Raw genomic sequence first — 26,426 nt, 5'->3', positions numbered from 1 at the left:
GCCGGTCACACAGTCACACGGTTACGCGGTCGAGGGGCAGGCGGTCGTCCTCCTGCCGCCGGGGATCAGCCGGCGGAGGTGCCGGCCACCGCCGGCAGGGCGGCGAACAGGTCGGTGTACATCGCGATCGCGATCAGCAGACCGACCACCCCGAGCACCCCGGCGCCCCAGGAGACCGCCCGCACCCAGCCGGGGTGCTGGAAGGTCGCCGCCCGCTTGCCGGTGAGCACCAGCACCAGCCCGGCGAGCACCAGGGCGACCAGCGCGAAGATCCCGTTGACGGCGGCCACGGTGTGCCAGGGGGTGCCGTAGAGCTTGGAGATCTGCTCGGCGGAGGTCATCTTGCCGGAGTTGGCCTGGGCATAGATCTGTCCGACGAGCTGGGCCCGATCGGAGAGCATGGTGCCCAGCCAGGTACCGCCCAGCGAGGCCACGCCGAGCCCGGCGGCGACCACCGCCCCGGCGCCCGGCAGCACCCCGCTGCCGGCGGCGAGCGGCGGCTGCCCGGCCTCGGCCTCAGCCCCTGCCTCTGCGTCGGTCTCCGCCTCGGCGCCGGTCTCCGCCTCGGCTTCCGCCCCCGCGCCGTCCTCGTTGCCCTCCACCGGGGCTTCCACCGGGGCCTCGGCCGGCTCAGTCTCCTGCTGCGACCCCGCCTGCTGCTCGGGCACCGATGCAGGCTCCGCAGCGGCCTCGGCCGGCTCTTGCGCGTTCGCGTCCACGGTCTTCTCGGCGCCTTCCTGGGTGCCCGCCTCTTCGCTCTCCGCGCGCTCCTTGAGTGCGACGGTCTCGCGGGTGCTCTTGTCGTCCTTGTTCGTGTCCATGGGCGGCCACGCTAGGGGTGGATTCTGAGAGATGGATAAGCCTTCGCACAGCCCGCTCGTAACGATCCGGTACACACGGCGGCACGCCGCCCGTACGACCGGCTCGGCCGGCCACCTCCCGGCCAGGCCCGCGCATCGCCGCGTGCACGATCGCGTTCACCCACCCCGGGGCAGGGCTCCCGATCCGTCATCCTCCGCCGCCGCAGCCGCCTGGACCCGCTGCTCCTCGCGAGCGGAGTCGACGTCCCGTTCCAGGGGTGTGCGGTTCACGGCCGTCGCGAGGTCCTCCAAGGCCCGTTTCTGCAGTTCCGCCCCGCGCCGCAGCGCCGGGCTCCGGTCCCTGGCGGCGGAGCCCTCCCAGGCGTGGAGCGCGTCCTCCACACGCCCCCAGTCCGGGTTCCTGTGCTCGCGGATGTCGGCGGCCGCCTGCGCGGTGTCCGCCTCCAGGGCCTCGGCGTACCGCTCCGCCTCTGGCGTGACAGGGCTGTCGGCTCGCGGGACATGGCTCTCCATCAGCATCGCCGCCCGGCCGAAGCGCTTGACCGCCTCCTGCGCCTCCTGCGCCTCGCGCGACGTCAGCCCTCGGGGGCGGACCGGTTCCTGTCTTGCGCGGTGGTAGGCCTCCTGCCAGGCAGCGCCCGCCTCCCTGCTCGCCAGCAGGGCCCTGCGCATGTCGGCGCGATGCTCCGGAGACGGCTCGGCGTGGCTGCGGAGCACCGCGGCCGCATAGCGGCCGTCGGCGGCGAGCCAGTCTGCGAGCCGGCCCCGCAGCCGCGGCGTCTCCCATGCCGGAAACACCACGTATGCCAGCATGGCCAAGGCCCCGCCGAGGAGGGTGAGCACCACCCGCTCCGGGACCGTCTGCTCCCAGCCCTGGCCGCCCATGCCGAGCAGGAAGACGACGTACGCGGCAGTGAAGCACTGGGAGTAGGCGTAGCCGGTCCGGATCAGCGTGTAGGACAGGCCCGCCGAGACCACCGCCAGTGCGTCGAACACATGGGCGTCCGGGCCCAACGCCCGCACCATCCCGGTGGCGAGCGCGACTCCTGCGAGGGTCCCGGCGAAACGGGCCACCGCGCGCGCGTACGTCCGGTGGAAGTCCGGCCGCATCACCATCACCGAGGTGAGGGGCGCCCAGTAGCCGTGGGCGACGGGTAGCCGGGCGGCGATCAGATAGCCGAGCGGGGCCACCGCCGCCAGGCGAACCGCGTGCCGGAACACGGGCGAGTCCCGGCGGAGCTCACGGCGGATCGCCCGGACGACGATCGGGAGAAGCCGGAACATTGTCGGGCGCACCAGGAGCGGGGCGTCGCTTGAGGGACCGGGCGGCGGGGGCGTCTTCCTGGAGGCGCCGCCGCTCCCGGCGATCTCCCATGCCTCGCCGAGCAGTTCCACGAGCCGCTCGGCGGCCTGCCGGGCCGGTCCCTCCAGCACCTCGTGCTCCGCGTCGACGCGGAGGACGTCCGCGCTCCCGGGCGGTACACCGACGGGGGTGCCCCGGCGGACCGAACGGGCGGCCGCGTCCAGGACGTCGGCGGTCGCGTTGAGCAACTCCCGTGCCCGGTCCCTCCCGGGCCCCTCCGGCGGGGCGCCGACCTCCGGGTCGGCGAGCGCGGTGACGACCGGCCGGATGCGCTCGGCGAGGCCTCGGGGGCCGTGGAGGACGGGGGGACGGCTTCGGGCCTGTGATGGCGTCACGGCGGCCGCGTCCCGGGCCGTCATCAACGGCTCCGGGTCGAACGGGGCGGTCGGGTCCTGCCGCAGCCTGCGGGCGTAGTCCGCCACGGCGGCGAGCGCGTCAGCGAGGGCGTCACGATGCGCCCCCCAACGGCGGATCGGGAACAGCAAGATCAGCAGGGCCTGTGCCAGGCCTCCGAGCGCGATGACCCCCGCGTGTTCCAGGGCTTGCCCGATGCTCGTCGGCAGGGTGACGGTCACCAGCATGCTGCCGACCGTCGTCGCTGCGACGATCCCAGCGGTCGATCCGACGGCCCACGCCATCCCTGCGGCGAAGGCCCATACGGCCAGCAGTGGGAGGAAGGTCACGAGTCGCCCCGCCGCCAGGTAGCCCACGAAGGTGCTGAGCGCCAGGCCCGCGCCCGCGCCGAGCGCGATCACCTTGCGTGGACGCCAGGTGCGCTGAAAAGTGGCCCCGCCCGCGGAGTAGGCACCGAGGGCGGCGGACGCGGCGTGTGCAGGAGAGAACAGCCACAGCGCCGGTCCGACGACGATCGCCACCCCGGCAGCCGTGCGCAGCGCGAGCAGGGGCTCCAGCCGCGTCTCCTCGATCGTGAGTCCGGATCGCACGACCTCCCGGAAGCCCCGCAGCCACGTCACGGAGGTGAGCCTAGCCGGAACGTCCTGCTGGTCGCCTTCGCCGCGCGACGCAGGTCACCCCGGCCTGGCAGGGCAACACGGGGAGGCTAATTGGGCTCGGCATGCGCATGCATTCGCGCGCCCCCGTCGGCCAGGCTGAACTCGAAACCCAGGGCCGGGAGCCACCGAGGCGCCCGCAGTCGGAGGTTGCCGTCATGACTGTGATGTCCATCGCCAGGTTCGAAAGGTTCTTCCGCGCCGCCGCGGGGCTGAACGTCGACAAGAACGATCTCAAGCGCTACAGCGACTTCGTGGACGCCAAGCTCTACGATCTGCTGGTCGTCGCCCAGGCCGCTGCCAAGGCCAACGAGCGCGACATCATCCGGACCCGCGACCTGCCGATCACGAAAGGCCTGCAGGAGAGCATCCACCGTTTCCAGCGGCTCGACCACGAAGTAGAGCTCAAGCCGATCCTGGAACAGCTCGCCACCCACCCCGCGCTGGACCGCACACCCGACGAGGAGACCGAGGCGGCCTACCCGGACATCATCGGCGGACTCAGCCTGGCCCTTGCTCAGAGCTTCAAAATCCTCCACCCCGAGCTGAAGAATCCCCAGCCCCAGCATTGGGACGAGGCCCGAGCCGTCTTCGACCTCCTCCTCTGAGTGGCGAAGCCGGCCTCGACAATTCGCCGCCCGCGCGCGGCTGGGCCCACGGCTCAGGCAAGCCAAGCGGACTCCTTCGGTCGGGTGTGCGGAGAGCTGTCGGTGCCGCCGGGCGCGGCCGTGTGGCCCAGGTAGCGGTGGACGAAGTGGATGCTCATCGCGCCTTCGCCGACCGCGGAGGCCACGCGCTTCACCGAGCCGCTGCGGACATCGCCGGCGGCGAAGACGCCGGGCATGCTGGTCTCCAGCGTCAGGCAGTCGCGGCCCTGACTCTGCCACACATCGGGGGCGGAACAGGCCTGCGCCTCAGTGCCGGTGAGCACATAGCCGCGCGCGTCCAGCGCGAGCGCGCCGGCCAGCCAGTCGGTGTGGGGGTCGGCGCCGGTGAAGACGAACAGGGCCTGCACCGCGAGATGGCGCTGCTCGCCCGTACGGTGGTCGACCACGGTGAGCGCCTCAAGTGCCTTGTCGCCGAGTGCCTCGGTCACCTCGGTGTGCAGCAGTACCTGCACTCGGGGGTGGCGCTCGATCTGATCGATCAGGTAGCGGGACATGTGCTCCTCCAGGCTTGGCCCACGGACGAGCAAATACGCCCGCGGTGCGTACCCGGCCAGGAAGAGCACGGCCTGGCCTGCGGAGTTGCCGCCGCCGACCACCGCCACCGGATCGGTACGGCACTGCTGGGCCTCGTAGACCGTCGCCGAGTAGTGGACACTCGCGCCCTCCAACGGCTCGATGCCGGGTACCTGGAGGCGGCGATAGCGGGCGCCGGTGGCCAGGACGACGGTACGGGCGGTGATCTCACTGCCGTCGGTGAACCCGACGGCGTAGTGGCCATCGCGCCGTTCGAGCCGGGCCGCCTCCGCAGGGACGCTGATCCGGGCGCCGAACTTGTCCGCCTGGAGCACAGCGCGCTCGGTGAGTTCGGCGCCGGAGATGCCGGAAGGGAAGCCGAAGCAGTTCTCGATACGGGAGGACGTCCCGGCCTGGCCGCCGGTGGCCAGCGTCTCGACCACGGTCGTGCCGAGTCCCTCCGAGGCGGCGTTCACCGCGGCGGCGAGACCTGCCGGACCGGAGCCGACGATCAGGAGATCGCCGCGGTGACCGCCTGCCTCCAGGGGCGGCAAGCCGATGAACCGGGCGAGTTCGGCGTTGCTCGGATTGCGCAGCAGCGTCGTGTCCCGCCAGATCACCAGCGGCGTCTCCTCCGGATCGACCGCGAAGCGCCGCAGCAGCGCTTCGGCCTCCTCATCCGTCTCCAGGTCGATCCAGCGGTGCGGCAGCCGGTTGCGGGCGGCGAACTCGCGCAGCCGCCGGGTGTCGGGCGAGTACCGCGAGCCGATGATGCGGAAACCGGCGCCCTGTCCGACGAGCAGAGCACGGCGGCCCAGGCAGGCACGCAACACCACGTCACCAAGGGCGGAGTCCCGGGTCACCAGCTCACGCAGCTGGTCGATGGACAGGGCGAGGATCTCGCCGGGGTCCCTGACCACGGCGGTGTAGAAGGCCACCTGTCCGTTCAGGAGGCCGAGTTCGCCGACGAAGCGGCCAGGGCCGTGCACGCGCAGCAGGTGTTCATCGGGCGTGCCGTGGCCCTCGACGATGGCGATCGAGCCGCTCAGGACGACGTAGAACGTCTCGCAGCGCTCCCCCTCCCGGATCAGCACGTCACCGGCGTCGACCGCGCGCCGCCGGCCATGCTGCCCGAGGCGGGCCATCTGGTCGTCCGACAGGCGGGGATAGGCGCCGTAGACGTCGGGGGTCTCGAAGGGGACGCTCTCCTCGGCCTCGGCCGGCACAGGCGCTGCGCCCGGCCGTGTCTCCTCGCCGGGCATCACACGAACGCCTCATGGACGTAGCACCAGCGCCAGTCCTCGCCGGGCTCCAGGGACGCCACGATCGGATGACCGTCGGCGGCGGCGTGCCGGCGGGCGTGCCGGTTGGGTGAGGAATCGCAGCAGCCGACATGGCCGCAGGTCAGGCAGAGCCGGAGGTGGACCCATGGGGAGCCCAGCAGCAGACACTCCTGACACCCTTCCGGGGTCAGCGGCTGGACCGGTCGGACAAGGGCGAGGTGCGGGTCTGCGTGGAGGGTCATCGGAATCATCCTTCCCGGGCTGTGATCGACTGCTCCACCCACCGCCGCAGGGCAGCGGCAGGTGCGGCGCCTGATTGCCGGGCGAGGGTCTGTCCTTTGTCGAGGACCAGCAGCGTCGGTACCGCCTGGACCTCGAACCGCCGCGCCAGGCGCGGGTTCTTGTCGATGTCGACCTTGGCCAGTTTGATCGTTCCCGCGAGCTCGGTGGCGACCTTCTCCAGCGCGGGGCTCACCATGCGGCAGGGGCCGCACCAGGTGGCCCACAGGTCGACTACGACGGGCACAGTGGCCTGCTCGACGACCTCGGTGAAGTCGTCGTCGCCCGCGTCGGCTATCCAGGGCAGCGGCTGCTTGCAGTTGCCGCAGGTGGGGCGGCCCTCGGCGGCCGCCGGCACCCGGTTGGTGCGCCCGCAGTGCGGACAGGTGACCTTGGTGGCCTCCACGGTGCTCATGCCTCCCTCGCCCCCTTCGCGTCCTCGGGCTGCTCGTAGGTGACCACCAGTTCCCCGTGCTCGGCGTCGACCCGCACCTTCGCGCCGTCCTGCACGTCGCCGCGCAGCAGGGCGCGCCCGACGAGTGTCTCGACCTCGTGGGAGATGTAACGCCGCAGCGGCCGGGCCCCGTACACCGGGTCGTACCCTTGATGGGCGATCAGCCGACGTGCGGCATCGGTGAGTTCAACGGCGATCCGCCGTTCGGCGAGGCGGCGGCGCAGCTCGTCGAACTGCAGCTCCACGATCCGCTCGATCTGCCGCTCGCCGAGCGGCTTGAACAGCACGATGTCGTCGACGCGGTTGAGGAACTCCGGGCGGAAGTGCCCGCGCAGCTCGCCCATGACCAGGGCGCGGGCGTCCGGCTTGATCTCGCCCTCGGCGGTGGCGCCGTCGAGGAGGTGCTCGGAGCCGATGTTGGAGGTCATGATGACCACGGTGTTGCGGAAGTCGACGGTTCGGCCCTGGGCATCGGTGATGCGGCCGTCGTCGAGGATCTGCAGCAGGGTGTTGAAGACGTCGGTGTGCGCCTTCTCGATCTCGTCGAACAGCACGACCGAGTAGGGCTTGCGGCGTACGGCCTCGGTGAGCTGGCCGCCTTCCTCGTAGCCGACGTATCCGGGCGGGGCCCCCATGAGGCGGCTGACGGTGTGCCGCTCCTGGTACTCGCTCATGTCCAGGCGGACCATGTTCTCCTCGGAGTCGAACAGGGCCCGGGCGAGGGTCTTGGCCAGCTCTGTCTTCCCGACGCCGGTGGGGCCGAGGAAGATGAACGAGCCGATGGGCCGGCGCGGGTCGCGGATCCCGGAGCGGGCGCGGATGACGGCGTCGGCGACGAGCTTGACGGCCTCGTCCTGGCCGATGACGCGCTCGCGCAGGATCTCGTCCAGACGCAGCAGCTTCTCGCGTTCGCCCTCCTGGAGGCGGGCGACGGGGATGCCGGTCCAGGCGGCGACGATCTCGGCGATCTCCTCCTCGGTGACGACCTCGCGCAGCAGCCGGTTCTGCCCTTGTTTGGCGGCCAGTTGCTCCTCCTCGGCGGCGAGTCGGCGCTCCAGGTCCTGGAGGCGGCCGTAGCGGAGTTCCGCGGCGCGGTTGAGGTCGTAGGCTCGCTCCGCCTCCTCGGCTTCGTGGCGGACCTGCTCCAGCTCCTGGCGCAGCTCCTGCACCCTGCGGATCGCCTGCCGTTCGGCCTCCCACTGGGCGTGTTTGGCGTCGGCCTCGCTGCGCAGGTCGGCCAGTTCCCTGCGCAGTTCCTCCAGGCGGGCCTTGCTGGCGGGGTCGGTCTCCTTCGACAGCGCCGCCTCCTCGATCTCCAGGCGGGTGACGCGGCGGGTGATCTCGTCGAGTTCGGCGGGCATGGAGTCGATCTCGGTACGCAGCCGGGCACACGCCTCGTCGACGAGGTCGATGGCCTTGTCGGGCAGGAAGCGGTCGGTGATGTAGCGGTGGGAGAGTGTCGCCGCCGCGACCAGCGAGGTGTCCTGGATCTTCACGCCGTGGAAGACCTCGAGACGTTCGCGCAGACCGCGCAGGATGGAGATGGTGTCCTCCACGCTGGGTTCGTCGACCAGGACCTGCTGGAAGCGGCGCTCGAGCGCGGCGTCCTTCTCGATGTGCTTGCGGTACTCGTCGAGAGTGGTGGCGCCGATCATGTGGAGTTCGCCGCGGGCGAGCATGGGCTTGAGCATGTTGCCCGCGTCCATCGCCCCTTCGGCCGCGCCGGCGCCGACGACGGTGTGCAGTTCGTCGACGAAGAGCAGGATGCCCCCCTGGGCGGCCTTGACCTCGCTCAGTACCGCCTTGAGCCGTTCTTCGAACTCACCGCGGTACTTGGCGCCGGCGACCAGGGAGCCCATGTCCAGGGCGAACACGATCTTGTCGCGGAGTCCTTCGGGCACGTCGCCGCGGACGACGCGCTGGGCGAGGCCCTCGACGATGGCGGTCTTGCCGACGCCGGGATCGCCGATCAGGACGGGGTTGTTCTTGCTCTTGCGGCTGAGGATCTGGGTGACACGGCGGATCTCGGCGTCCCGCCCGATCACGGGGTCCAGCCGCCCGGCCCTGGCCTCGGCGACGAGATCGCGGCCGTACTTCTCCAGGGCCTCGTAGGCCACCTCGGGGTTGGCGGAGGTCACCCGCTGGTTGCCCCGGACCTGGGTGAGCGCGCCGAGGAAGGAATCCCGGGTCACGCCGTGCTCCTTCAGCAGCCGCCCGGCGGCGGTCGCCGAGCCCTCCTCGGCCAGCGCCAGCAGCAGGTGTTCCACGGACACGTACTCGTCCTTGAGGCGCTTGGCCTCCTGCTCGGCCGCGTCCAGCAGCCGGGCCAGGCGCTGGGTGACGAAGACCTGACCCGGCGCCGCTCCCGGGCCGCTCACCTTGGGCCGGCGGGAGAGGTCCTCGCGTACGGCCGCGCGCAACTCCTCGGGCTCGGTGCCCGCCTGCTGCAGCAGCCGCGGGATCAGGCCCTCCTCCTGATCGAGGAGGGCGAGCAGCAGATGTTCGCCGTCGACCTCGGTGTGGCCCAGGCGGCCTGCGGCGCTCTGGGCCTCCTGCAGGGCTTCCTGTGACTTCTGGGTCAGGCGGTTCATGTCCATGGTGGTAGATCACTCCTCATGCCTCCACGCCGCAGCGCGGCTTCGAGCAGGCTGATGCGGTCGAGCAGGTCGAGTACCAGACCGAGGGACGCGTAGTTCAGGCACAGCCCGGTACGCAGCCGCTGGACCCGGGCCAGGACGGCCGGGGCCGTCGGCGCGAACTCCAGCCGTCCGGAGGCGTCACGGCCGGCGTCCACCAGTCCGAGGGCGACGAACCGACGGATCAGGTCGGGATGGAGGCCTGAGTGGCGGGCCACGGTCTCCAGGGAGAGTCCGGGCATGGGCACGATCGCGTACCGCACGCCCATCTCGGTCGTGCGTGCGTGCGGCGGGCGGGGCCCGGCCGGTCGGTCGCTCATCAGCTTCTCCTGGGGTCGAACGAGGAGACGGCGGCAAGTTCCTCCAGCAGCTCGCGCTCCCGGTCGCTCAACCGGGGCGGCACCATGATCCGCAGCTCCGCGTACAGGTCTCCGTTCGCGCCGCGCGGGTTCGGCATGCCCTCGCCGCGCAGCCGAAGGCGCCGTCCGCTGGAGGATCCGGCGGGCACGGTCACCTTCGCCGTGCCGCCGCCAGGTGTGGGCACCGGCACCGTCGCGCCCAGCGCCGCCTCCCAGGGGGTGACCGGGAGCCTCACGTGGACGTCCCGGCCGTCGAGGCGGAACTCGGGGTGCGGCTGGATCCGCACCCTCAGGTACAGGTCCCCGGCGGGAGCCTCGCTGCCGCTCCCGCGGCCGCCCTCGCCGGCCAGCCGGATGCGCTGCCCGTCGATGGTGCCGGGCGGCACGTCGACCTGGTAGCGCCGCTGCCCGGCCGGCCCGGCGAGGGTGACCGACCGGCGGCCGCCCCGGTACGCCTCCTCGACGGTGAGCGGCAGTTCGGCCTCCTGGTCGGCGCCGGGCACGCGCCCGGCACCGCCGAACAGCGAGCCGAACAGATCGTCGATGTCGACCCGCTCGCCCCCGAAGCCTGCCGTGGCGTAGCGCGCCCGGGGTCCGCCGGCGGCGTTCCACCGGAAGCCGCTGCCGGCTCCGGCTCCGGCTCCGGCGGCGACCCGCTCGTCCCAGTCCTCCGGGATCTTGCGGAAGTCCTCGCCGAAGCGGTCGTACCGGGCTCGCTGCTCTGGGTCGGACAGGACGCTGAAGGCCTCGTTGATCTCCTTGAACCGCTCCTCCGCCTGGGGGTCCTTGTTGACGTCGGGGTGGTACCTGCGGGCCAGGGTGCGGTAGGCCCGCTGAATCTCGTCCCGGTCGGCGGTCCGTGGAACGCCCAGCACCTCGTAGAAGTCGCGTGCCATGGAGGGTCACTCCCGCTTGGCCACGGTCACGGCGGCAGGCCGCAGTTGCCGCTCGGCCTCCCCGTAACCGGGTCGCAGCACCTCGACCACGGTGTTCGGATCGGCGTCGGGATCCTGGACCACGCCGACGACCTCGTGCCGTGCCGGGTCGAACGGCACTCCCCTCTCCGCGTGGCGCGGGTACCCCAGCCGCTCCAGCACGTTCACGGCCTGGTCGCGCACGGCTCGGACACCTTCGACGATCGCACCTGGGTCGGCGGCCGCGTGGCTGAGGGCGAGTTCCAGGTTGTCGATGACGGGCAGGAAGGACGCAGCTGTACGGGCGCGTTCGGCCGCGCCCTCCCGCTGCAGCTCCTTGGCATGGCGTTTGCGCAGGTTGTCGAGGTCGGCAAGGGCGCGACGCCAGCGGTCCTCGGCTTCTCGCAGCGCGACCGCGTACTCGTCCTCGGGTGTGGCGGTGCCGGCTGCGGCGTCGGGCCCCGGCTCGGCCTCCTCGGTCGGCGGGGAAGGCTGCGTCAGGTCCCCGCGCGGCGGCTGTACGGCGCCTTCTGGCGGAGGCTCGGGCTCTCGGCCCCGGGGTGGGATGGGCATGGCGGGCACCTCAGCCCTTGTCGAACTCGGCGTCGATCACGTCGTCGTCGCCCCCGGCACCGCCCGGCTCGGGCGCGCCGGGACCGGATCCGTCCGGGGCGCCCGGGCCCGCCGGACCGCCTCCGGCGGCACTCGCCTGGTGGGCCGCGAGCCCCGCGAAGATCTGCTGGAGTTCGGAGGTCAGCGGCCGGACCTTGTCCACCGCTGCCTCGTTCTTGACCGCCTCGCGGGCCTCGGCCACCAGCATCTCGGCGCGGGCCTTCTCGTGAGCGGGGGCGGCGTCGCCGAGCTCTCCCAGGCGTTTCTCGACCTGGTAGGCGATGGCATCCAGTTCGTTGCGGGCGTCGACCGCCTCGCGCAGGGCCTGGTCCTCGCCCTGGTTGCGTTCGGCCTCCTGGACCATCCGCTCGACCTCGCCGCGGTCGAGGTTGGAGCTCTCGCTGATGGTGATGCCCTGCTCCTTCCCGGTGTCCTTGTCACGCGCGGTGACGTTGAGGATGCCGTTGGCGTCGATGTCGAAGACGACCTCGATCTGCGGCTCACCGCGCGGTGCGGGGCGGATGTCCGTGAGCTGGAAGCGACCCAGGACCCGGTTGTCGGCGGCCCTCTCCCGCTCGCCCTGCAGGACGACGACGTCGACGGCGGGCTGGTTGTCCTCGGCGGTGGAGAAGGTCTCGGAGCGGCGCACCGGGATCGTGGTGTTCCGCTCGATGATCTTCGTCATCACGCCGCCGCGTGTCTCCACGCCCAGCGACAGCGGGGTGACGTCGAGCAGCAGGACATCCTTGACCTCGCCCTTGAGGACCCCGGCCTGGATCGCGGCGCCCATCGCCACGACCTCGTCGGGGTTGACGCTCATGTTGGGTTCCTTGCCGCCCGTCAGCCTCCGCACCAGAGCCTGGACGGCGGGGATGCGGGTGGAGCCGCCGACGAGGATGACCTCGTCGATGTCGTTGTCACTGACCTTGGCGTCGTCCATGGCCTGCCGCACCGGGCCCAGGCAGCGCTCCACCAGGTCTCCGGTGATCTGCTCGAACGTGGACCGCATGATCGTCGTGGTCAGATGCTTGGGGCCGGAGGCGTCGGCCGTGATGAACGGCAGGCTGACCTGGGTCTGGGTCACCGAGCTGAGCTCGGTCTTGGCCTTCTCGGCGGCCTCGAAGAGTCGTTGGAGGGCCTGTGGATCCTTGCGCAGGTCGATCCCGTTCTCCTTCTGGAAGCTGTCGGCGAGCTGGTCGACCAGCCGTCGGTCGAAGTCGTCGCCGCCCAGATGGCTGTCGCCCGCTGTGGACCGCACCTCCACCACGCCGTCTCCCACGTCGAGGATGCTGACGTCGAAGGTGCCACCGCCCAGGTCGAAGACGAGAACGGTCTCGTGCTCCTTCTTGTCCATGCCGTAGGCGAGGGCGGCCGCGGTCGGCTCGTTGATGATCCGCAGCACTTCCAGGCCGGCGATCCGTCCCGCGTCCTTGGTCGCGGTGCGCTGGGCGTCGTTGAAGTAGGCGGGCACCGTGATGACCGCCTCCGTGACCCGCTCCCCCAGCTGCTTGGAGGCGTCGTCGGCGAGCTTGCGCAGCACCTGCGCGCTGATCTCCTCGGGCGCGTAGAGCTTGTCGCGCACCTTGAAGCGGGCGGCGCCGCCGTCTCCCTCGACCACGTCGTACGCGACGGCCTTGGCCTCTTCGGAGATCTCGTCGAAGTGCCGGCCGATGAACCGCTTGGCCGAGTAGATGGTGCCCTTGGGGTTGAGGATCGCCTGGCGGCGGGCCAGCTGGCCCACCAGGCGCTCGCCGGCGTCGGTGAAGGCCACCACGGACGGTGTCGTGCGGTTGCCCTCGCTGTTGGGGACAACCGTCGGCTCGCCGCCCTCCCATACGGCGATCACCGAGTTCGTGGTGCCCAGGTCGATGCCTACTGCCTTGGCCATGAGGAACTCCTTCCGCGAGGGGCGGCCCCGTTCGCCCTTGGAGTCGCGCGCGGTTCAGCAGCCCGAGGTCGCACCACGCCCGATGCCGGCCGTCCGCACTACGAGGCCCCTGATCGGGACGGTCCTCCAGCGGCCGCCGGCGCGCCCGACCATCGCTGACGAACTCAGACTGGCACGAGAGCGGCGCCCTCCGCCTACACCCGTCAGGTCAGAAAGCACCACGGTCGATCGGCCCGCGAGAGCAAGCCGCAGAATCGGACAAGCCGGATGATTTTCCCTAAACTGGGTCGGCATGGAGCGCGATCCCTCGGTCGCCTCCGTTTACCGGAGGAGAACGGAGTGATCTATGGCCTCCCGCCCGTCGCGAGGGCGGCCCGCTCACGGTTCCGGTCAGGAAGCGGCTCGCGAGGCGGGCAACACTGCGGGCGCCGAGCGGCACGACCCCCGTCCACTCGCGGCGCTGGACCCCCACGGGCTGCTGGCGCTGTGCCACGCACTGTTCACCTGCGCGGAGCAGAGTGAGATCGTGCGGCTGGCCATGCGTCACGTCAGCGCCCTCGGCCCCTACCGCGCAGAGGCCGGATACCTCGGGACGGGCGACGGTTTGTCCCGCGTCCCCGTCCACGACGCGGGAGCGCCCACGGTCGACGACCCACGGATGGACCAGGCGGGTGAGACCGACGGCCCCACGTCTCTTCCCGGGCGGTCCTGGAACTGGGCGTTCGGTCTGCACGGGGTCGGCGGCCGGCTCGGCTGCATCGTGGTCTCCTCCCACTCCGACCCCGATGAACAGGGGTGCTTCCTCCTCTCCGCCCTGGTGGAGCTCACCGCGGCGGCCATGTCGCTGGCGGCCTCCCACGCCCACCGCGATTCGGTCGGCGAACTGAGCCGGCTGCGCACCGAACGGGACACCGCACTGCGGCAGTTGGACACAGTGCGCTCCGAGCTGCACCTGCAGATGACCGTGGACGAGTCCCTCGCCCACGTCGCTGCCCTGGGCGGTGGCGAGGACGCCATCACCCAAGCGCTGTACGAACTCACCGGGCTGCCGTCGCTCATCGAGGACCGGTTCGGCAACCTGAGGTCCTGGGCCGGTCCCGGCCGGCCCGACCCCTATCCGGTACGCTCCCCGCGCGAGCAGGAGGAGATGCTCCGGCGGGTCGTGCGCGGAGCGGGTCCGGTCAGAGTCAAGGACCGGGTGGTCGTCCTGGCCCAGCCGCGAGGCGACCTCCTCGGTGTACTCGCCCTCGAGGACCCGGAAGCGACTGCCGACAAGCACATGATGTTCGCCTTGGATCACGCCCAGCGGTTGCTCGCCCTGGAACTCCTGCATGTGCGTGAACTCACCGAGGTCGAGATGCGGCTGCGCCGTCAGCTGATGGACGACCTGCTGGAAGGCGCTGACGATACGGGCGTCTACACCCGGGCCGAAGCCCTCGGCCATGACCTGCGGCGCCCCCATTACGTGGCCGTGGTGCACTGGCCGAGCAACGCCGTAGACGACTCTTTCACCCGCGCCGTCGAGCGAGTGATGGCCACCGCAGCGGTCCGTCCGCTGATCACCCGTCGCCGCGACCGCGTGGTCGTGCTGACCGAGGAGAGGCCGCACCACGCTGCCGTGCATGCGGCGCTGGCCCATGAACTGGGGACGCCCGACGGAGCGATCGGGGTGAGCACCCGATACGTCTCACCGAGCGACATTCCCCGCTGCTATCTGGAAGCACTGCGGGCCCTGGAGGTCCGTCAGAACTCCCGCCGGCGCAGCGGGACGACCTTCTTCGACGATCTGGGGCTCTACCGGATCCTGGGGCCCGGCAACGATCTCCAGGAGCTCGAAGGCTTCGTGCGAGAATGGCTCGGCCAGCTGATCGACTACGACGCAAGGCACAGCACAGAGTTGGTGGAGACGCTCGCGCGCTACTTCGACTGCGGGGGCAACTACGACGACGCGGCCGCCGCGCTGACGGTCCACCGCAGCACCCTGCGCTACCGACTGCAGCGCATTCGTGAGATCAGCGACCGCGACCTGGCGGATGTGGACACCCGACTCAATCTGCAGGTGGCCACGCGGGTCTGGAAGATCATCCTGGGTGGGCAACGCTGAGCGCGGCCGCCGGTGCGGGCAGCCGCTGTGCGCCACGAAGTCGATCGGGGGCAACGTCACCGACTGGCGGGCAGGGGCGGGGCCGCCCGAACACGGTTGGCCGAGACCGGACTTGGGCGTATCTGTTGGCGCCCTTCCGCTTCTGTTGGAGGTCGTATACGTTCTCACTCCATCACGCACCCCATGCATGCGCACAGGCCCCACTCATTCAGCCAACTCCCGCTGCGAGGCCGTGATGGAGATCAGTCGCAGGACGTTCGTGGCCGGCACCGGTGCCGTCGCCGTCGGATCCGCTCTCACCTGGGGACTCGGCCAGCCCAGCGCGTCCGCCGCGACCGGCGCCGAGGGGCCGCTCGGCGCCGGCCCGGCCGACGGGGTACTCAACCAGGGGGACCGGACCGTGGAGTTCAACCACGGCTGGCGGTTCCATCTGGTGAACCTCAAGGACACCACCGATCCGTCCGGCGTGTACGGGAACTCCGACGACCCCAAGGCCGCCGCCCCCGGCTTCGACGACTCGGGCTGGCGGCAGCTCGCGCTGCCGCACGACTGGAGCATCGAGCAGCAGCCGGATCCCACCGAGAAGAACGGGACGGGCTACTTCCCCGGCGGCCTCGGCTGGTACCGCAAGACGTTCACCCTGCCGGCCTCGATGGCCGGCAAGCACATCACCGTCGACTTCGACGGGGTGTACATGAACTCGTACGTGTACCTCAACGGGGAACTGCTCGGAAACCACCCGTACGGATACATCGGGTTCTCCTTCGACATCAGCGGCAGGGCGCACACCGACGGCAGCACTCCCAACGTGCTGGCAGTGGTGGTGCAGAACCGGACGCCCAGCAGCCGCTGGTACTCCGGCACCGGGATCACCCGCAACGTCCATCTGACCGTGACGGACCAGGTGCGGATCGCCCGCTGGGGCACCTTCGTGACCACGCCGGACCTGGCCGCCACGGTGAAGAGGGGCTATGCCGCCGTCCATGTGGAGACCGCGGTGGAGGGCCCCGGGAGCAGCGCCGCCGACGTGGTCTCCACCGTGCTGGACGCCTCCGGCCGGACGGTGGCCGACGGCCACGGGACCAGTGTGGACCTGCGGGTCGCCGACCCGCGTCTGTGGTCGACCGACGACCCCTACCTCTACACCCTGCGCAGTGAGGTGGTGGTCGGCGGACAGGTGGTCGACAGCTACCGGACGGTCTTCGGCATCCGCTGGCTGGACTTCGACGCGAACGCCGGGTTCGCCCTCAACGGCTCCCGGCTGAAGCTCCAGGGTGTCTGCCTCCACAACGACCAGGGCGCCCTGGGCTCGGTGAACAACTACGACGCGCTGTGGCGGCAGATGAGCACCCTCCGGGCCGCCGGCGTCAACGCGCTGCGCACCTCGCACAACCCGCCCTCGCCGGAGATGATCGACGTCTGCCAGCGGCTCGGCATCGTGATGATGGTCGAGGCCTTCGACTGCTGGCGGATCGGCAAGAACCCGTACGACTACCACCTGTACTTCGACGAGTGGTCGGACTCCGACATCGCCGAGATGGTGCACTCCGCGAAGAACTCCCCCGCGGTCGTCATGTGGTCGATCGGCAACGAGATCCCGTACTTCACCGACGCCTCCAGCCTGCCGATCGAGAAGCGGCTGATGGACGACATCAGGCGGATCGACACCACCCGGCCGATCACCGCCAACTGCGACCAGTACCGGACCCCGCCCGCGGCCGGCTCGGCGGCCGAGCAGATGATGCTCAACCTGGACCTGATGGGCTTCAGCTACGAGCCGGCGACCGTGATGGACACCTTCCACCAGCGGTATCCCTCGATGGTCTTCTACCAGTCGGAGTCCTCCTCCTGCACCTCCGCCCGCGGGGTCTACCAGGACCCGACGTATGTCAACACCGGCGAGAACTACACCCCGGGCAAGCGGCTCCCCTCCGCCTACGACAACAACCTCTCCTCGTGGACGATGAGCCACGAGTACGTGCTGAAGCTGGAGCGCGACCGGCGCTACAGCCTGGGGCAGTTCGTCTGGACCGGCACCGACTACATCGGCGAGCCCACCCCGTACGGGCAGTTCCCGGTGAAGACCTCGGCCTTCGGCTTCGTGGACACGGCCGGCTTCGCCAAGGACGCCTACTACGCCTTCCAGTCCCAGTGGACCTCGCCGCCGATGGTCCACCTGGTGCCGATGAAGTGGACCGGCCACCGCAGCGGCGAGGAGGTCCAGGTCTGGGCGTACTCCAACGTCCGCAGCGTCGAACTGCAGCTCAACGGCCGCTCGTTGGGCGTCAAGCGGTACGACGTCAAGGTCGGCACCGACGGCACCCGCTATCTGGAGACCACCGAGCCGACCGGGGACGACAAGAACTTCCCCTCCGGCAGCTACACCAGCCCGAACGGCAGCACCGGCAAGCTCCATCTGACCTGGAACGTGCCGTTCGAGCCGGGCACCCTGGTGGCGATCGCCCGGGACGGCAGCGGCCGGGTGGTGGCACGGGACCGGATCAGCACCGCCGGGCAGCCGCACGCGCTGCGGCTCACCCCCGACCGGCCGCTGCTGGCCGCGGACGGCAGGGCGCTGTGCTACGTCACCGTGGAGATGGTCGACCGGAACGGCGTGGTCGTACCGGACGCCGCCGACGCGATCACCTTCCGGGTCTCCGGCGCCGGACGGTTCGCCGGGGCCGACAACGGCAAGGAGGACGACGGCGAAGGCTACCAGTCCGCCACCCACAGCGCCTTCAACGGCAAGGCGGTGGCCATCGTCCAGGCCGGCTCGGCCGGCGGGCCGATCCGCATCACCGCGACCGCCCCCGGTCTCGCCCCCGGGGCCACCGCCGTCTTCGCCGTCGACGCCTCGGCCCGCGGGCTGGTGGGGGCGCAGCCGGTGTACCTCCGCACCCCCGCCGGACAGCGGCCCGCCCTGCCCTCGACGGTGACCGGCGTCTACGCGGACGGCTCGACCAAGGAGCTGGCCGTCCGCTGGGGGCGGGCGGGGGCCGCCGGCACCGGCAGCCGCACGGTCAGCGGCAGCGTGCCCGGCACCTCGGTCACCGCGGTGGCCACCGTCAGCGGCTACACCGCGGCGGGCGCCGAGCCCTTCGCGACGGTGACCCCGACCGGCGCCCCGCCGTATCTCCCCGCCGTGGCCACCGTCCACGACACGGACGGGGTGACCCGCCTCGAACCCGTGAGCTGGGAGTCCTTCCCCGCGAGCCGCTACGCCTCGGCCGGGACGTTCACCGTCCGGGGCACGGCCGCCGGGCAGGCGGTCACGGCCACCGTCCGGGTCACCGACGCGTTCACCCCGAACCGGAACATCGCCCTGGCCACCAGCCCGGCCAAGCCGACCGCGGACGCCGGCTACTCCGGCGGCCCGGACGAGGTGCCGGCCGGGATGCTGGACGGCGACACCGGCTCCGGCGGCTGGTCGAACTACTACGACAAGTCGGCCACCAACGTCCTCCCGGCGGTGAGCAAGGCGCACGCCTCCGAGTGGGTCTCGGTGAGCTGGCCGGACGGCCAGCGGGTGGACACCGTGGTCGCCTACTTCACCATCGGCTCCGCGCGGGTGCTGCCCAAGACGCTGACCGTCTCGTACTGGGACGGGACGCGCTGGACCGCGGCCGCCGGACAGCAGGTGGCCTGGGCGACCCGGTCCAACCAGCCGACCACCGTCACCTTCCGGCCGGTCAGCACCACGGCGATCCGGCTGGACATGACCAGCCCGGCGCCGGACACCTCGACCGGCTTCCTCCAGATCACCCAACTCCAGGTGCCGGCACCGGAGATCAGCGTCTGAACGGAACGGCCGGTCAGCCCGGCGCCCGGTCCGGCCGGCCGCCCTCCCCCTCCGCGGGCGGGCGGTCGGGCGGCGGCTCCCACCGGGCACCGGTCTCCGCCCGGTAGGCCGCGACCGCGGCCTCGACGGTCGGATGGAACCGGTCCGGGGGAAGGCGGCGGGTCATCCCGTAGTGCTCGATCTTCTCCCGAACCAGGTGCTTGAGCTCCGCGAACTCCAACCGCACGCCCTGGGCGGCGAGTTCCTCGTCCAGGTCCTGGAGGACGTCGGCGGCGGTGGTGTCGATGTCCGTGACCGGCTCGGCGGCGATCACCACCCGCCGGGCCGCCGGCCCGGTCCGGGTGCTGCGCAGCACCTCGCCGCGGAAGGACTTGGCGTTGGCGAAGAAGAGCGGGGCGTCGAAGCGCAGCAGCACCAGGCCCGGCAGCCGCTCCGCGTTCGGGTGGATCCGCACGTCGTGGTAACCCTGCACCCCCGGAACCCGCCCGAGCACCGTGCTGTACGGCCACCAGGCGCGGCGGAAGACGTTGAGGATGGACAGCCCCACGGCCACCGCGATCCCGGGCAGCACCCCGAGGACGGCCACGCCGACGAAGGCGGTCATGGTGAGGACGAACTCGGCCCTCCGCCGGCGCCACAGCCGTGCCGCGCCCACCGGATCGGCCAGCGAGAAGGCCGCGGTGACGACCACCGCGGCCAGTGCCGGCTGCGGCAGCGAGCGGAACAGGCCCGGCAGCAGCACCAGCATCAGCACGATCAGCACCGCCCCCACCACCCCGGTGAGCTGGGACTTGGCGCCGGCCCGCTCGGCCACCGCGGTCCGGGTCCCGCTGGTGCTCATCGGGAACCCCTGGAAGAGCCCGGCGGCCAGGCCGGCCGCGCCGATCGCGATCATCTCCTCGTTCCCCCGCACCTGGTCGCCGGTCCGGGCGGCGAAGGCGGTGGCGTTCGAGATGCTGTCGGCCAGCGAGACGACGGCGATGCCCAGGGCCCCGGCGATCAGCGGCCCGAAGTCCTTCAGCTCCACCTGCGGCAGGGTGAGCGGGGGGAACCCGCGGGGCAGGGTGCCCACCGTCTTGACGCCGTGCTGGTCGAGGTGGAAGACCGAGGAGACGGTGATCGCCAGCACCACCATGATCAGGACGGCCGGCACCTTCGGCAGGAAGGCCTGCAGCAGGAGGATCAGCGCGATGCACCCGAGGCCGACCCCGAGGGCGGCCGGGACGGTCTTCCCGTCGGCCAGCCCCTTGACGAACGCCTCGGTCTCCTGGATCAGGCCGCTGGCCTCGGTGGAGAAGCCGAAGAGCTTGGGCAGTTGGCCGACGAGGATGGTCAGGGCGAGGCCGTTGAGATAGCCGATCATGGTGGGCTTGGAGATCAGATCGGCGATGAAGCCGAGCCGGGCCACGCCGGCCAGCAGGGTGATCGCCCCGACCAGCAAAGCCAGCATGGACGCCAGCGCGACCGCCCGCTCGGGGTCGCCGCCCGCCCCGGCCAGCGGCAGGATGGTGGCCGCGATCATCGGCCCGAGCGAGGAGTCGGGCCCCAGCACCAGATACCGGGACGGCCCGAAGACGGCATAGGCGAGGAGGCACAGCACCGAGGTGTAGAGCCCGGTGATGGCCGGCAGCCCGGCCAGTTCCGCGTAGGCCATGCCCTGCGGCACCAGGAGGGTGCTCAGCACGAAGCCGGCGATCAGGTCCTTGGCGAGCCAGGAGCGCCGGTAGTCGCGCAGCCTCCGCAGACCGGGGAGGAAGCGGAGCACCGCCGCCACGCGCGGGCGGGCGAGTCGGCGGCCACCGTGCTCCGGGCCCGCCGCCTCGTCCGCCGTCCGCGCGCCGTCAGTCACCGCGGCGGCTAGGGCATGTCATCCCGACGGACCACGCACAGGCCCCAGATGATCAAGGCGTCCAGGGCGATCACGGTGATCGACCAGAACGGGTAGTACGGGATCGACAGGAAGTTGGCGATGATCAGCAGCCCGGCGATGATGATCGCCAGGATCCGCGCCCACTTCATCCCGGCCAGCAGGCCGGCGCCGACCACGACCCCGATCACCCCCAGGATCAGATGGATCCAGCCCCACGCGGTCAGGTCGAACTCGAACGCATAGCCGCGCGTGGTCAGGAAGACCTTGTCCTCGAGAATCCCCATCAGGCCCCGGAAGAAGTCCAAGGTTCCAGAGATGAAGAGCATGATCGCCGCGAAGAGCGTCAGGCCGACGGCTGCCGTCTGGGCGCCTTCCGAGCGGCCACCGGTAGAGATCATGACAGGACCTCCTAGCTCGGTCGGGGTGCCGTTGCACCACCGCGTAGCTGAGTCTGGTCCGGCGGGGAGGGGTGCGGTCGTCACCCTCCTAGGGTGACGCCGGTGGCGGCGCCGGTCGGAAGGCTGTTCTCGCCCAGGCCGTCGATCGGAGGCGAAGCGATGACCCCACCGTCCACTCCGGCCGGAGGAGACGCGCGGCACGGCGGCGTCCCGCATCGGCGGCGGGTGCTGCTGCCCCTCGCCCTCGCCCAGTTCATCTGCAGCTTCGCCGGCTCCAACATGAACGTGATGATCGACGACATCAGCAAGGACCTCCACACCACCGTGCAGGGGGTGCAGACCGCCATCACCGTGTTCCTGCTGGTGATGGCGGCACTGATGATCCCGGGCGGCATCCTGAGCGACCGCTACGGGCGGAAGCGCTGCCTGGTCGCCGGCCTGTCGGTGTACGGCGTCGGCGCGCTGCTGAGCGCCGCGGCGCCCGGGCTCGGCGTCCTGATCCTGGGCAACTCGATCCTGGAGGGCATCGGCACCGCCCTCCTCATCCCGCCGGTCTACATCCTCACCACCCTCCTCTTCACCGAGGTCACCGACCGCGCCCGGGCCTTCGGGGCGATCATGGCGATGGGCGGCATCGGGGCCGCCGCCGGCCCGCTGCTGGGCGGGCTGATCACCTCGGCGCTCAGCTGGCGGGCGGCCTTCGTCTTCCAGGCCCTGGTCGTCCTGGCGATCGTGCTGCTCAGCCGGCAGCTGGTGGACCCGCTGCCGGCCGACCCCGAGCAGGAGTTCGACACGGTGGGCGCGGTCCTCTCCGCCTGCGGGCTCACACTGGTGGTGCTGGGCATCCTGGCGGCCGACAACAACCTGTGGCTGATGCTGGCACTGCTGGTCGCCGGCGTGCTGGTACTGGTCTGGTTCTTCGCCTGGGTGCGCGCCCGGGAGCGCTCCGGCGCCCGGCCGCTGCTGACCACCTCGCTGTTCCGCAACCGGACGTCCAACCTCGGGCTGATCACCCAGCACGTCCAGTGGCTCGTGCTGATGGGGCTGTCCTTCGTGGTGGCGGCGTACCTCCAGGTGGTGCGGCACTACGACGCCATCAAGACCGGGGTGATCTTCAGCGCGTCCACCTTCGGGCTGCTGGTCACCTCGCTGGGCGCACGGCGCTTCGCCGAGCGGCGCTCGCCGCGGACGCTGATCATGGCCGGCTTCGCCACCACCGTCGGCGGCCTGGCGATCCTGATCGGCTTCGCCCACGCCTCGCCGAGCGTGTGGAGCTTCGTGCCCGGTCTGCTGCTGATCGGCCTGGGCATCGGGGTGATGCTCACCCCGGCGGTGAACGTGGTGCAGTCCAGCTTCGGCGAGGAGCTCCAGGGGGAGATCTCCGGGCTCTCGCGCAGCGTCTCCAACCTGGGCTCCTCGGTGGGTACGGCGATCGCGGGGACCATCCTGGTGGCCGATCCGGCGATCGGGCCGTACGGGGTGGCGCTGGTCGTCCTCGGAGCGATCGGCCTCGGCGGTCTGGTCGCCGCGTCCCGGCTGCCACGGGGCCACCCGGGGCAGCGCAGCTGACCCGGGGGCGGGGTGGGCGCGGGCCGGGGCCGTCAGCGGCGGTCGTAGCGCACCTCACTGCGGACCAGGAGGTCCTGCAACGAGGCCCGGCGGCGGCTGAACGGACTCCACAGCAGGCCCATCGGGAACGACACGCACAGCCCGGCGCGAAGCAGGGCGCGCAGCACGGGCAGCCGCTCCCCCCGCCTGCCGGTGACCCGCAGGCCCATGAACCGCCCTCCCACCGAGTACCCGGCCCCGGCCCAGCACCCGCCGAGATAGCCCACGGCGACCGCCCAGCCACCGAGTCCGGCCACCCAGCCGGGCAACTCGGGCGCCCGGAACGGCGGGCCGTCGACCACCATCCGCACATACCCCGCCACCGCCTGGAGGAGCAGCGCGCTCCCGGAGAGCACCAGACTGTCCAGCACCGCGGCCACCACCCGGCTGACCACCCCGGCGACCTCCCCCTCGGCCCGCGCCCCCACGAACCCGCCGCCGCCCCCCGCCCTCACCGCACGAACCCAGCCGCGCCCCCGGGCCCAGCCCCAAACGAGGCCACGCCCGAGCCCCTGCCGCCGAGCCCGGGCGGGGGCCCGCCCGGGGGCCCTGCCGAGTACGCGGGTCTGGGCACGGGGGCGGGCGCGGCCGCGGGGCCAGGCGTGGGCATGGACCCGGGCGCAGGCCCGTCCGCGGGCTTGGCGGACAACCCCGGCGGCGAGCCGGTCGGGGGGCCGGGCGTGGGCTCGGGGGCGGGTGGGGGTGTGGGGTGGGTTCGGTGGAGGAGGCGGTCGGTGAGGCGGTTTACGGTGCGGTCGCCTCGGGCGGCGAGGAGGCGGACGCTGTCCGCGGTATCGATCGCCATGCCGCCGCTGGTGTCGCGGACGATCCGGCCCAGGTCGATCTCGACCAGCACCTCGCGGGTGAGGCCGACCAGGTCGATCCGGTCGATCACGGCGTCGATGCCCACCCGCTCGGCGATCCGGTCCACGTCCACCCGGTCGGCGATCCCGTTGACGTCCACCCGGTCCGCGATGCGGTGGACGTCGACCCGCTCGGCGATCCGGTTGACGTCCACCCGGTCGGCGATCCGGTCCAGGTCCAGCCGGTCGGCGAGGGCGTTCAGGTCCAGCCGGTCGACGACCGCCGAGACCAGCCCGCGGACCAGCGCGCCCGCCGCGTCGTCCAGGGCTCCGGCCACCGCTCGCGCCGGCCGGGTGACGAGGCCGGCCATTCTGCCCGCCACGCTTGCTGCCGTCATTCGTCGACCGCAGCACCACCCGGGGCCCGCGCGCCTCATCCCCCCGGGGTGAACGGCCGGTCCTGCCGTCACCCGGCATGGGCGACGTGGGCCGGCCCGCGGCGGCCGACGCTGCCGGGAGGACGCCGAGCGCCAGGGAGGGACCCCGCCATGTCGATCGCCGATACGGCCCGGCTGCTCGCGGGCCGCATCGCCCAGCAGCTGGTCCGCGTCAGCCTGCTGGAGATGGCGACCCGGCTGGCCGCCCAGGCCTTCCTCGCCGTGCTGCCGATGCTCATCGCCATCGCCTCGTTCAGCCCTGAGGCCATCCGCCGCCAGCTGCTGAGCTCCCTCCACACCCTGATCGGGACCGGCGGCCCGGTGGTGTCGGAGACCGACCGGCTGACCGCCGGCGGGGACGCGGCGCTCCACCAGTGGGGGGCCGCAGGCGTACTGGTCGCGGTCCTCTCCGCGACCGCCTTCACCCGCGCGCTGCAGCGGATGTGCGAGCGGGCCTGGGAGCTGCCGCACGCCAGCCTGCTGAAGGCGGCCTGGCGGTGGGCGGTGTGGCTGGTGGTCTGGATCACCGTGCTCATCCTCCAGGGCATCCTCCACCGGGCCTTCGGCGCGGGCCCCGGGCTGGGGGTGCCGCTGCAACTGGCAGCGGCGGTGCTGATGTGGTGGTGGACCCAGCACCTGCTGCTCATCGCCCGGGTGGGATGGCGGCCACTGCTCCCCGGGGCGCTGCTGACCGGCAGTGGCGTGATCGGCTTCTGCTCCCTCTCGGCGGTCTGGCTGCCCCGGACGCTGCGGATGAGCCAGGCCCGGTACGGGGCGCTCGGCTCGGTGTTCAGCCTGCTCTCCTGGCTCATCCTGCTGTTCACGGTGGTGGTCTTCGGGATCGCCGTGGGGCGGGTGCTGGTCAAGGGCGGCGTTCCGGGCGGCGCTCGGGCCGATGTTCCGGGCGACGCCGGGAAGGAGTCCGAGTGATCCGCCGCCTCGGCGGGGGCGGACGTCACTCCGACTTCGCGGCCACCCGCCCGGTCCGCACCGCCTCGGCCAGCGTCCGGTGGTCCCGCTCGTTCTGGTCCGCGTAGGCCTCCGCGAAGCGGGCCACCGCCCGGTCGAAGGGATCGGAGCGGCCCAGGTAGGCGGCGATGGCGATGCGGTCGCCGGAGCGCGCGTGGGCGCGGGCCAGGGTCACTCCGCAGAGCTCGCCGAAGAGCCGCATCACGCCGGGCGTCATCAGCTCCGGCTGCGGGATCGCCTTCCAGTCGTACAACTGCCGGATGTAGAAGTCCCGTTCGCGCCCGTCGAGTCCCGTGGCGCGCTCCCAGCCGAGGAAGACGTCGCTGGTGGCCTGCATCAGCCGCTGCCCGACGACCACCCGCTCCCCCTGGTTCTGCTGGGCGGCGGCCCCCGCGTACTCCTCCAGCACGGAGGGCTCGGCCTGCTTGGCCTGGAGCACCAGCGGGTCGGCGTCGTCCCGGCCGAGGAGCAGCAGGACCCAGCAGCGGGTGCCCACACTGCCCACGCCGACCACCTTGCGGGCCATGTCCACCACCCGGTACTGGTCGAGGAGGGCCCGGCGGTCCGCCGGCAGCGAGCGGGCGTAGCCGTCGATCAGCACGGTCAACTGCTTCTCCAGGTAGTCCTGGTGGCTGCCCGGCTCCAGGTCCCCGAGCGGCGTCAGCAGCGGGGGGTCGGGGACCAGCCGCAGCCCGCCGTCCCCCACCCGGGCCAGTTTGCGCACGGCCCGCAGGTGGTCGCGGCTGCGGGCCTTCTTCATGGCCTTGGTGAAGCGCCGCCTGGCCCCCGGCTCCAGCCGGGCGGAGAGCGCCGCGTACGCCTCGTCGGCGTCGATCCGCAGGTACCAGACGTCGAGGGTGCGCATCGCGGCCAGCCGGGCCATCGTCTCCCGGTAGGAGCGGACGGTCGCGGCAACGACGGCGGACCGCTCCTGGCGGTCGAAGCCGTTGCCGCGGCCCGCGACCACCAGGCTCACCGCCAGCCGCTTGACGTCCCACTCCCACGGACCGGGAAGGGTCTCGTCGAAGTCGTTGACGTCGAACATCAGATGCCGCTCCGGGGAGGCCAGCAGCCGGAAGTTCATCATGTGGGCGTCCCCGCACAGCTGGGCCCGGATGCCGCTGTCCGGGGTCGCGGCCAGGTCCCCGGCCATGATCGCGGCCGCGCCCCGGTAGAAGCGGAAGGGGGATTCGAGCATTCGGCCGTAGCGGATCGGCACCAGTTCCGGCAGCCGGGTGCCGGACTGGCGCTCGATCACGTCGACCGGGTCCGGGCGGTCGGCGCCGGGCGCGAACTCGGCATGGCTGGACCGCGGCACCCGGGAGCGGGCTTCCCTGCCCCGCTCCGCCCGCTCCCGGGGCGTGAGGTGGCGGCTGCTGGTCTCGATCATGGCGCACTCCCTCCGTCCTCTGCGGACAGTGCGGGCGGGCGGGCGGTCCTGCGTCACCCGGCCGGTGTGAACCGCCGGCCGGCCGGGCCGGACGGGATCGGTCGCGGAGCGGACGGGGGGCAGCACGCAGGTCGGGGCAACGGGCCTGGCGGGAACCGGCGTTCACGGGCGGCCGGTGCGCCACCCCGGCCGCCCGGGGAGGCCACCGGGAGCCCGCCCGGGTCCCGTCCGGCGGGTGAGGCCGGCTG

At 71.9% G+C, this 26,426-nt stretch carries 20 protein-coding genes; 5 read left to right on the top strand and 15 right to left on the bottom strand.

The genetic code is table 11. From position 1 onward, the window contains the following. Positions 1–65: 65 nt before the first annotated feature. Both BS73_RS38055 and BS73_RS02290 read right to left on the bottom strand, forming a co-directional pair. Positions 66–821, bottom strand: a complete 756-nt coding sequence (locus BS73_RS38055) for a hypothetical protein (RefSeq protein ID WP_051939113.1) — start codon at positions 819–821, stop codon at positions 66–68. Between the two features lie 156 nt (positions 822–977). After that, entirely contained in the window at positions 978–3,158 is a 2,181-nt protein-coding gene (locus BS73_RS02290; protein ID WP_037568793.1) for an FUSC family protein, read from the bottom strand. A 194-nt stretch (positions 3,159–3,352) separates the two neighbouring features. Between BS73_RS02290 and BS73_RS02285 the strand changes: the two genes are divergently transcribed. Beyond that, positions 3,353–3,802 carry a DUF1931 family protein gene (locus BS73_RS02285; RefSeq protein WP_037569551.1) on the top strand — a complete coding sequence of 150 codons (450 nt, stop codon included), beginning with the start codon at positions 3,353–3,355 and terminating at the stop codon, positions 3,800–3,802. A 53-nt stretch (positions 3,803–3,855) separates the two neighbouring features. Here BS73_RS02285 and BS73_RS02280 read toward each other — a convergent pair whose 3' ends face one another. The 8 genes from BS73_RS02280 to dnaK are packed head-to-tail and all read right to left on the bottom strand — an operon-like array spanning position 3,856 to position 12,800. Then, entirely contained in the window at positions 3,856–5,637 is a 1,782-nt protein-coding gene (locus tag BS73_RS02280; RefSeq protein WP_037568792.1) for an FAD-dependent oxidoreductase, read from the bottom strand. Further along, a complete protein-coding gene (locus BS73_RS02275) occupies positions 5,637–5,900 on the bottom strand; it encodes a UBP-type zinc finger domain-containing protein (RefSeq protein ID WP_037568790.1) in 264 nt (87 codons plus the stop codon). Before BS73_RS02275 ends, BS73_RS02280 begins: the two co-directional genes overlap by 1 nt. Positions 5,901–5,905: 5 nt before the next feature. Beyond that, on the bottom strand, positions 5,906–6,352 hold the full coding sequence (gene trxA, locus BS73_RS02270) for a thioredoxin (protein ID WP_037568789.1): 447 nt from the start codon (positions 6,350–6,352) through the stop codon (positions 5,906–5,908). Continuing rightward, positions 6,349–8,988, bottom strand: a complete 2,640-nt coding sequence (gene clpB / locus BS73_RS02265; RefSeq protein ID WP_037568787.1) for an ATP-dependent chaperone ClpB — start codon at positions 8,986–8,988, stop codon at positions 6,349–6,351. Before clpB ends, trxA begins: the two co-directional genes overlap by 4 nt. Next, positions 8,979–9,347, bottom strand: a complete 369-nt coding sequence (locus BS73_RS02260; RefSeq protein ID WP_200886614.1) for a chaperone modulator CbpM — start codon at positions 9,345–9,347, stop codon at positions 8,979–8,981. The genes clpB and BS73_RS02260 overlap by 10 nt, the downstream gene beginning before the upstream one ends. Beyond that, the gene (locus tag BS73_RS02255) at positions 9,347–10,282 is read right to left on the bottom strand and encodes a DnaJ C-terminal domain-containing protein (protein ID WP_037568781.1); all 936 of its coding nucleotides are present in this window, start codon (positions 10,280–10,282) and stop codon (positions 9,347–9,349) included. Before BS73_RS02255 ends, BS73_RS02260 begins: the two co-directional genes overlap by 1 nt. 6 nt (positions 10,283–10,288) lie before the next feature. Then, positions 10,289–10,873, bottom strand: coding sequence for a nucleotide exchange factor GrpE (locus BS73_RS02250; RefSeq protein WP_037568780.1), 585 nt, complete (start codon positions 10,871–10,873; stop codon positions 10,289–10,291). Between the two features lie 10 nt (positions 10,874–10,883). After that, positions 10,884–12,800, bottom strand: a complete 1,917-nt coding sequence (dnaK, locus tag BS73_RS02245) for a molecular chaperone DnaK (protein WP_037568778.1) — start codon at positions 12,798–12,800, stop codon at positions 10,884–10,886. A 346-nt stretch (positions 12,801–13,146) separates the two neighbouring features. Here dnaK and BS73_RS02240 point away from each other — a divergent pair, with 346 nt between their 5' ends. Next, positions 13,147–14,904 (top strand): PucR family transcriptional regulator, encoded by a 1,758-nt coding sequence (locus BS73_RS02240; RefSeq protein ID WP_084703700.1) that lies wholly within the window; start codon positions 13,147–13,149, stop codon positions 14,902–14,904. Positions 14,905–15,139: 235 nt separating this feature from the next. Continuing rightward, positions 15,140–18,703 carry a glycoside hydrolase family 2 TIM barrel-domain containing protein gene (locus tag BS73_RS02235; RefSeq protein ID WP_161789621.1) on the top strand — a complete coding sequence of 1,188 codons (3,564 nt, stop codon included), beginning with the start codon at positions 15,140–15,142 and terminating at the stop codon, positions 18,701–18,703. Between the two features lie 13 nt (positions 18,704–18,716). On the opposite strand, the gene BS73_RS02230 is transcribed toward BS73_RS02235, so the two are convergent. Together BS73_RS02230 and BS73_RS02225 are read right to left on the bottom strand one after the other, a co-directional pair. After that, on the bottom strand, positions 18,717–20,477 hold the full coding sequence (locus BS73_RS02230) for a SulP family inorganic anion transporter (RefSeq protein WP_037569546.1): 1,761 nt from the start codon (positions 20,475–20,477) through the stop codon (positions 18,717–18,719). Positions 20,478–20,560: 83 nt separating this feature from the next. After that, on the bottom strand, positions 20,561–20,971 hold the full coding sequence (locus tag BS73_RS02225; protein ID WP_037568776.1) for a DUF7144 family membrane protein: 411 nt from the start codon (positions 20,969–20,971) through the stop codon (positions 20,561–20,563). Between the two features lie 159 nt (positions 20,972–21,130). On the opposite strand from BS73_RS02225, the gene BS73_RS02220 reads away from it, so the two are divergent. Further along, positions 21,131–22,540: an MFS transporter gene (locus tag BS73_RS02220; RefSeq protein WP_037568774.1), complete on the top strand. Its 1,410-nt coding sequence runs from the start codon at positions 21,131–21,133 to the stop codon at positions 22,538–22,540. 32 nt (positions 22,541–22,572) lie between these two features. On the opposite strand, the gene BS73_RS02215 is transcribed toward BS73_RS02220, so the two are convergent. Further along, a complete protein-coding gene (locus BS73_RS02215; RefSeq protein ID WP_235215245.1) occupies positions 22,573–23,034 on the bottom strand; it encodes an RDD family protein in 462 nt (153 codons plus the stop codon). Further along, complete coding sequence (locus tag BS73_RS38605; protein WP_200886613.1) at positions 23,031–23,780, bottom strand: hypothetical protein; 750 nt, start codon at positions 23,778–23,780, stop codon at positions 23,031–23,033. Before BS73_RS38605 ends, BS73_RS02215 begins: the two co-directional genes overlap by 4 nt. Before the next feature lie 150 nt (positions 23,781–23,930). Here BS73_RS38605 and BS73_RS02205 point away from each other — a divergent pair, with 150 nt between their 5' ends. Further along, positions 23,931–24,749, top strand: a complete 819-nt coding sequence (locus BS73_RS02205) for a YhjD/YihY/BrkB family envelope integrity protein (RefSeq protein WP_063836891.1) — start codon at positions 23,931–23,933, stop codon at positions 24,747–24,749. Between the two features lie 25 nt (positions 24,750–24,774). Here BS73_RS02205 and BS73_RS02200 read toward each other — a convergent pair whose 3' ends face one another. Then, entirely contained in the window at positions 24,775–26,178 is a 1,404-nt protein-coding gene (locus tag BS73_RS02200; RefSeq protein WP_037568771.1) for a DUF2252 domain-containing protein, read from the bottom strand. Positions 26,179–26,426: the final 248 nt, after the last annotated feature.

Origin of the sequence: Phaeacidiphilus oryzae TH49 (assembly GCF_000744815.1) — a bacterium.
Classification (GTDB): Bacteria; Actinomycetota; Actinomycetes; order Streptomycetales; family Streptomycetaceae; genus Phaeacidiphilus; species Phaeacidiphilus oryzae.
The sequence above is the reverse complement of the archived record's forward strand: the minus strand, read 5'-3'. Positions and strand labels throughout refer to the sequence as shown.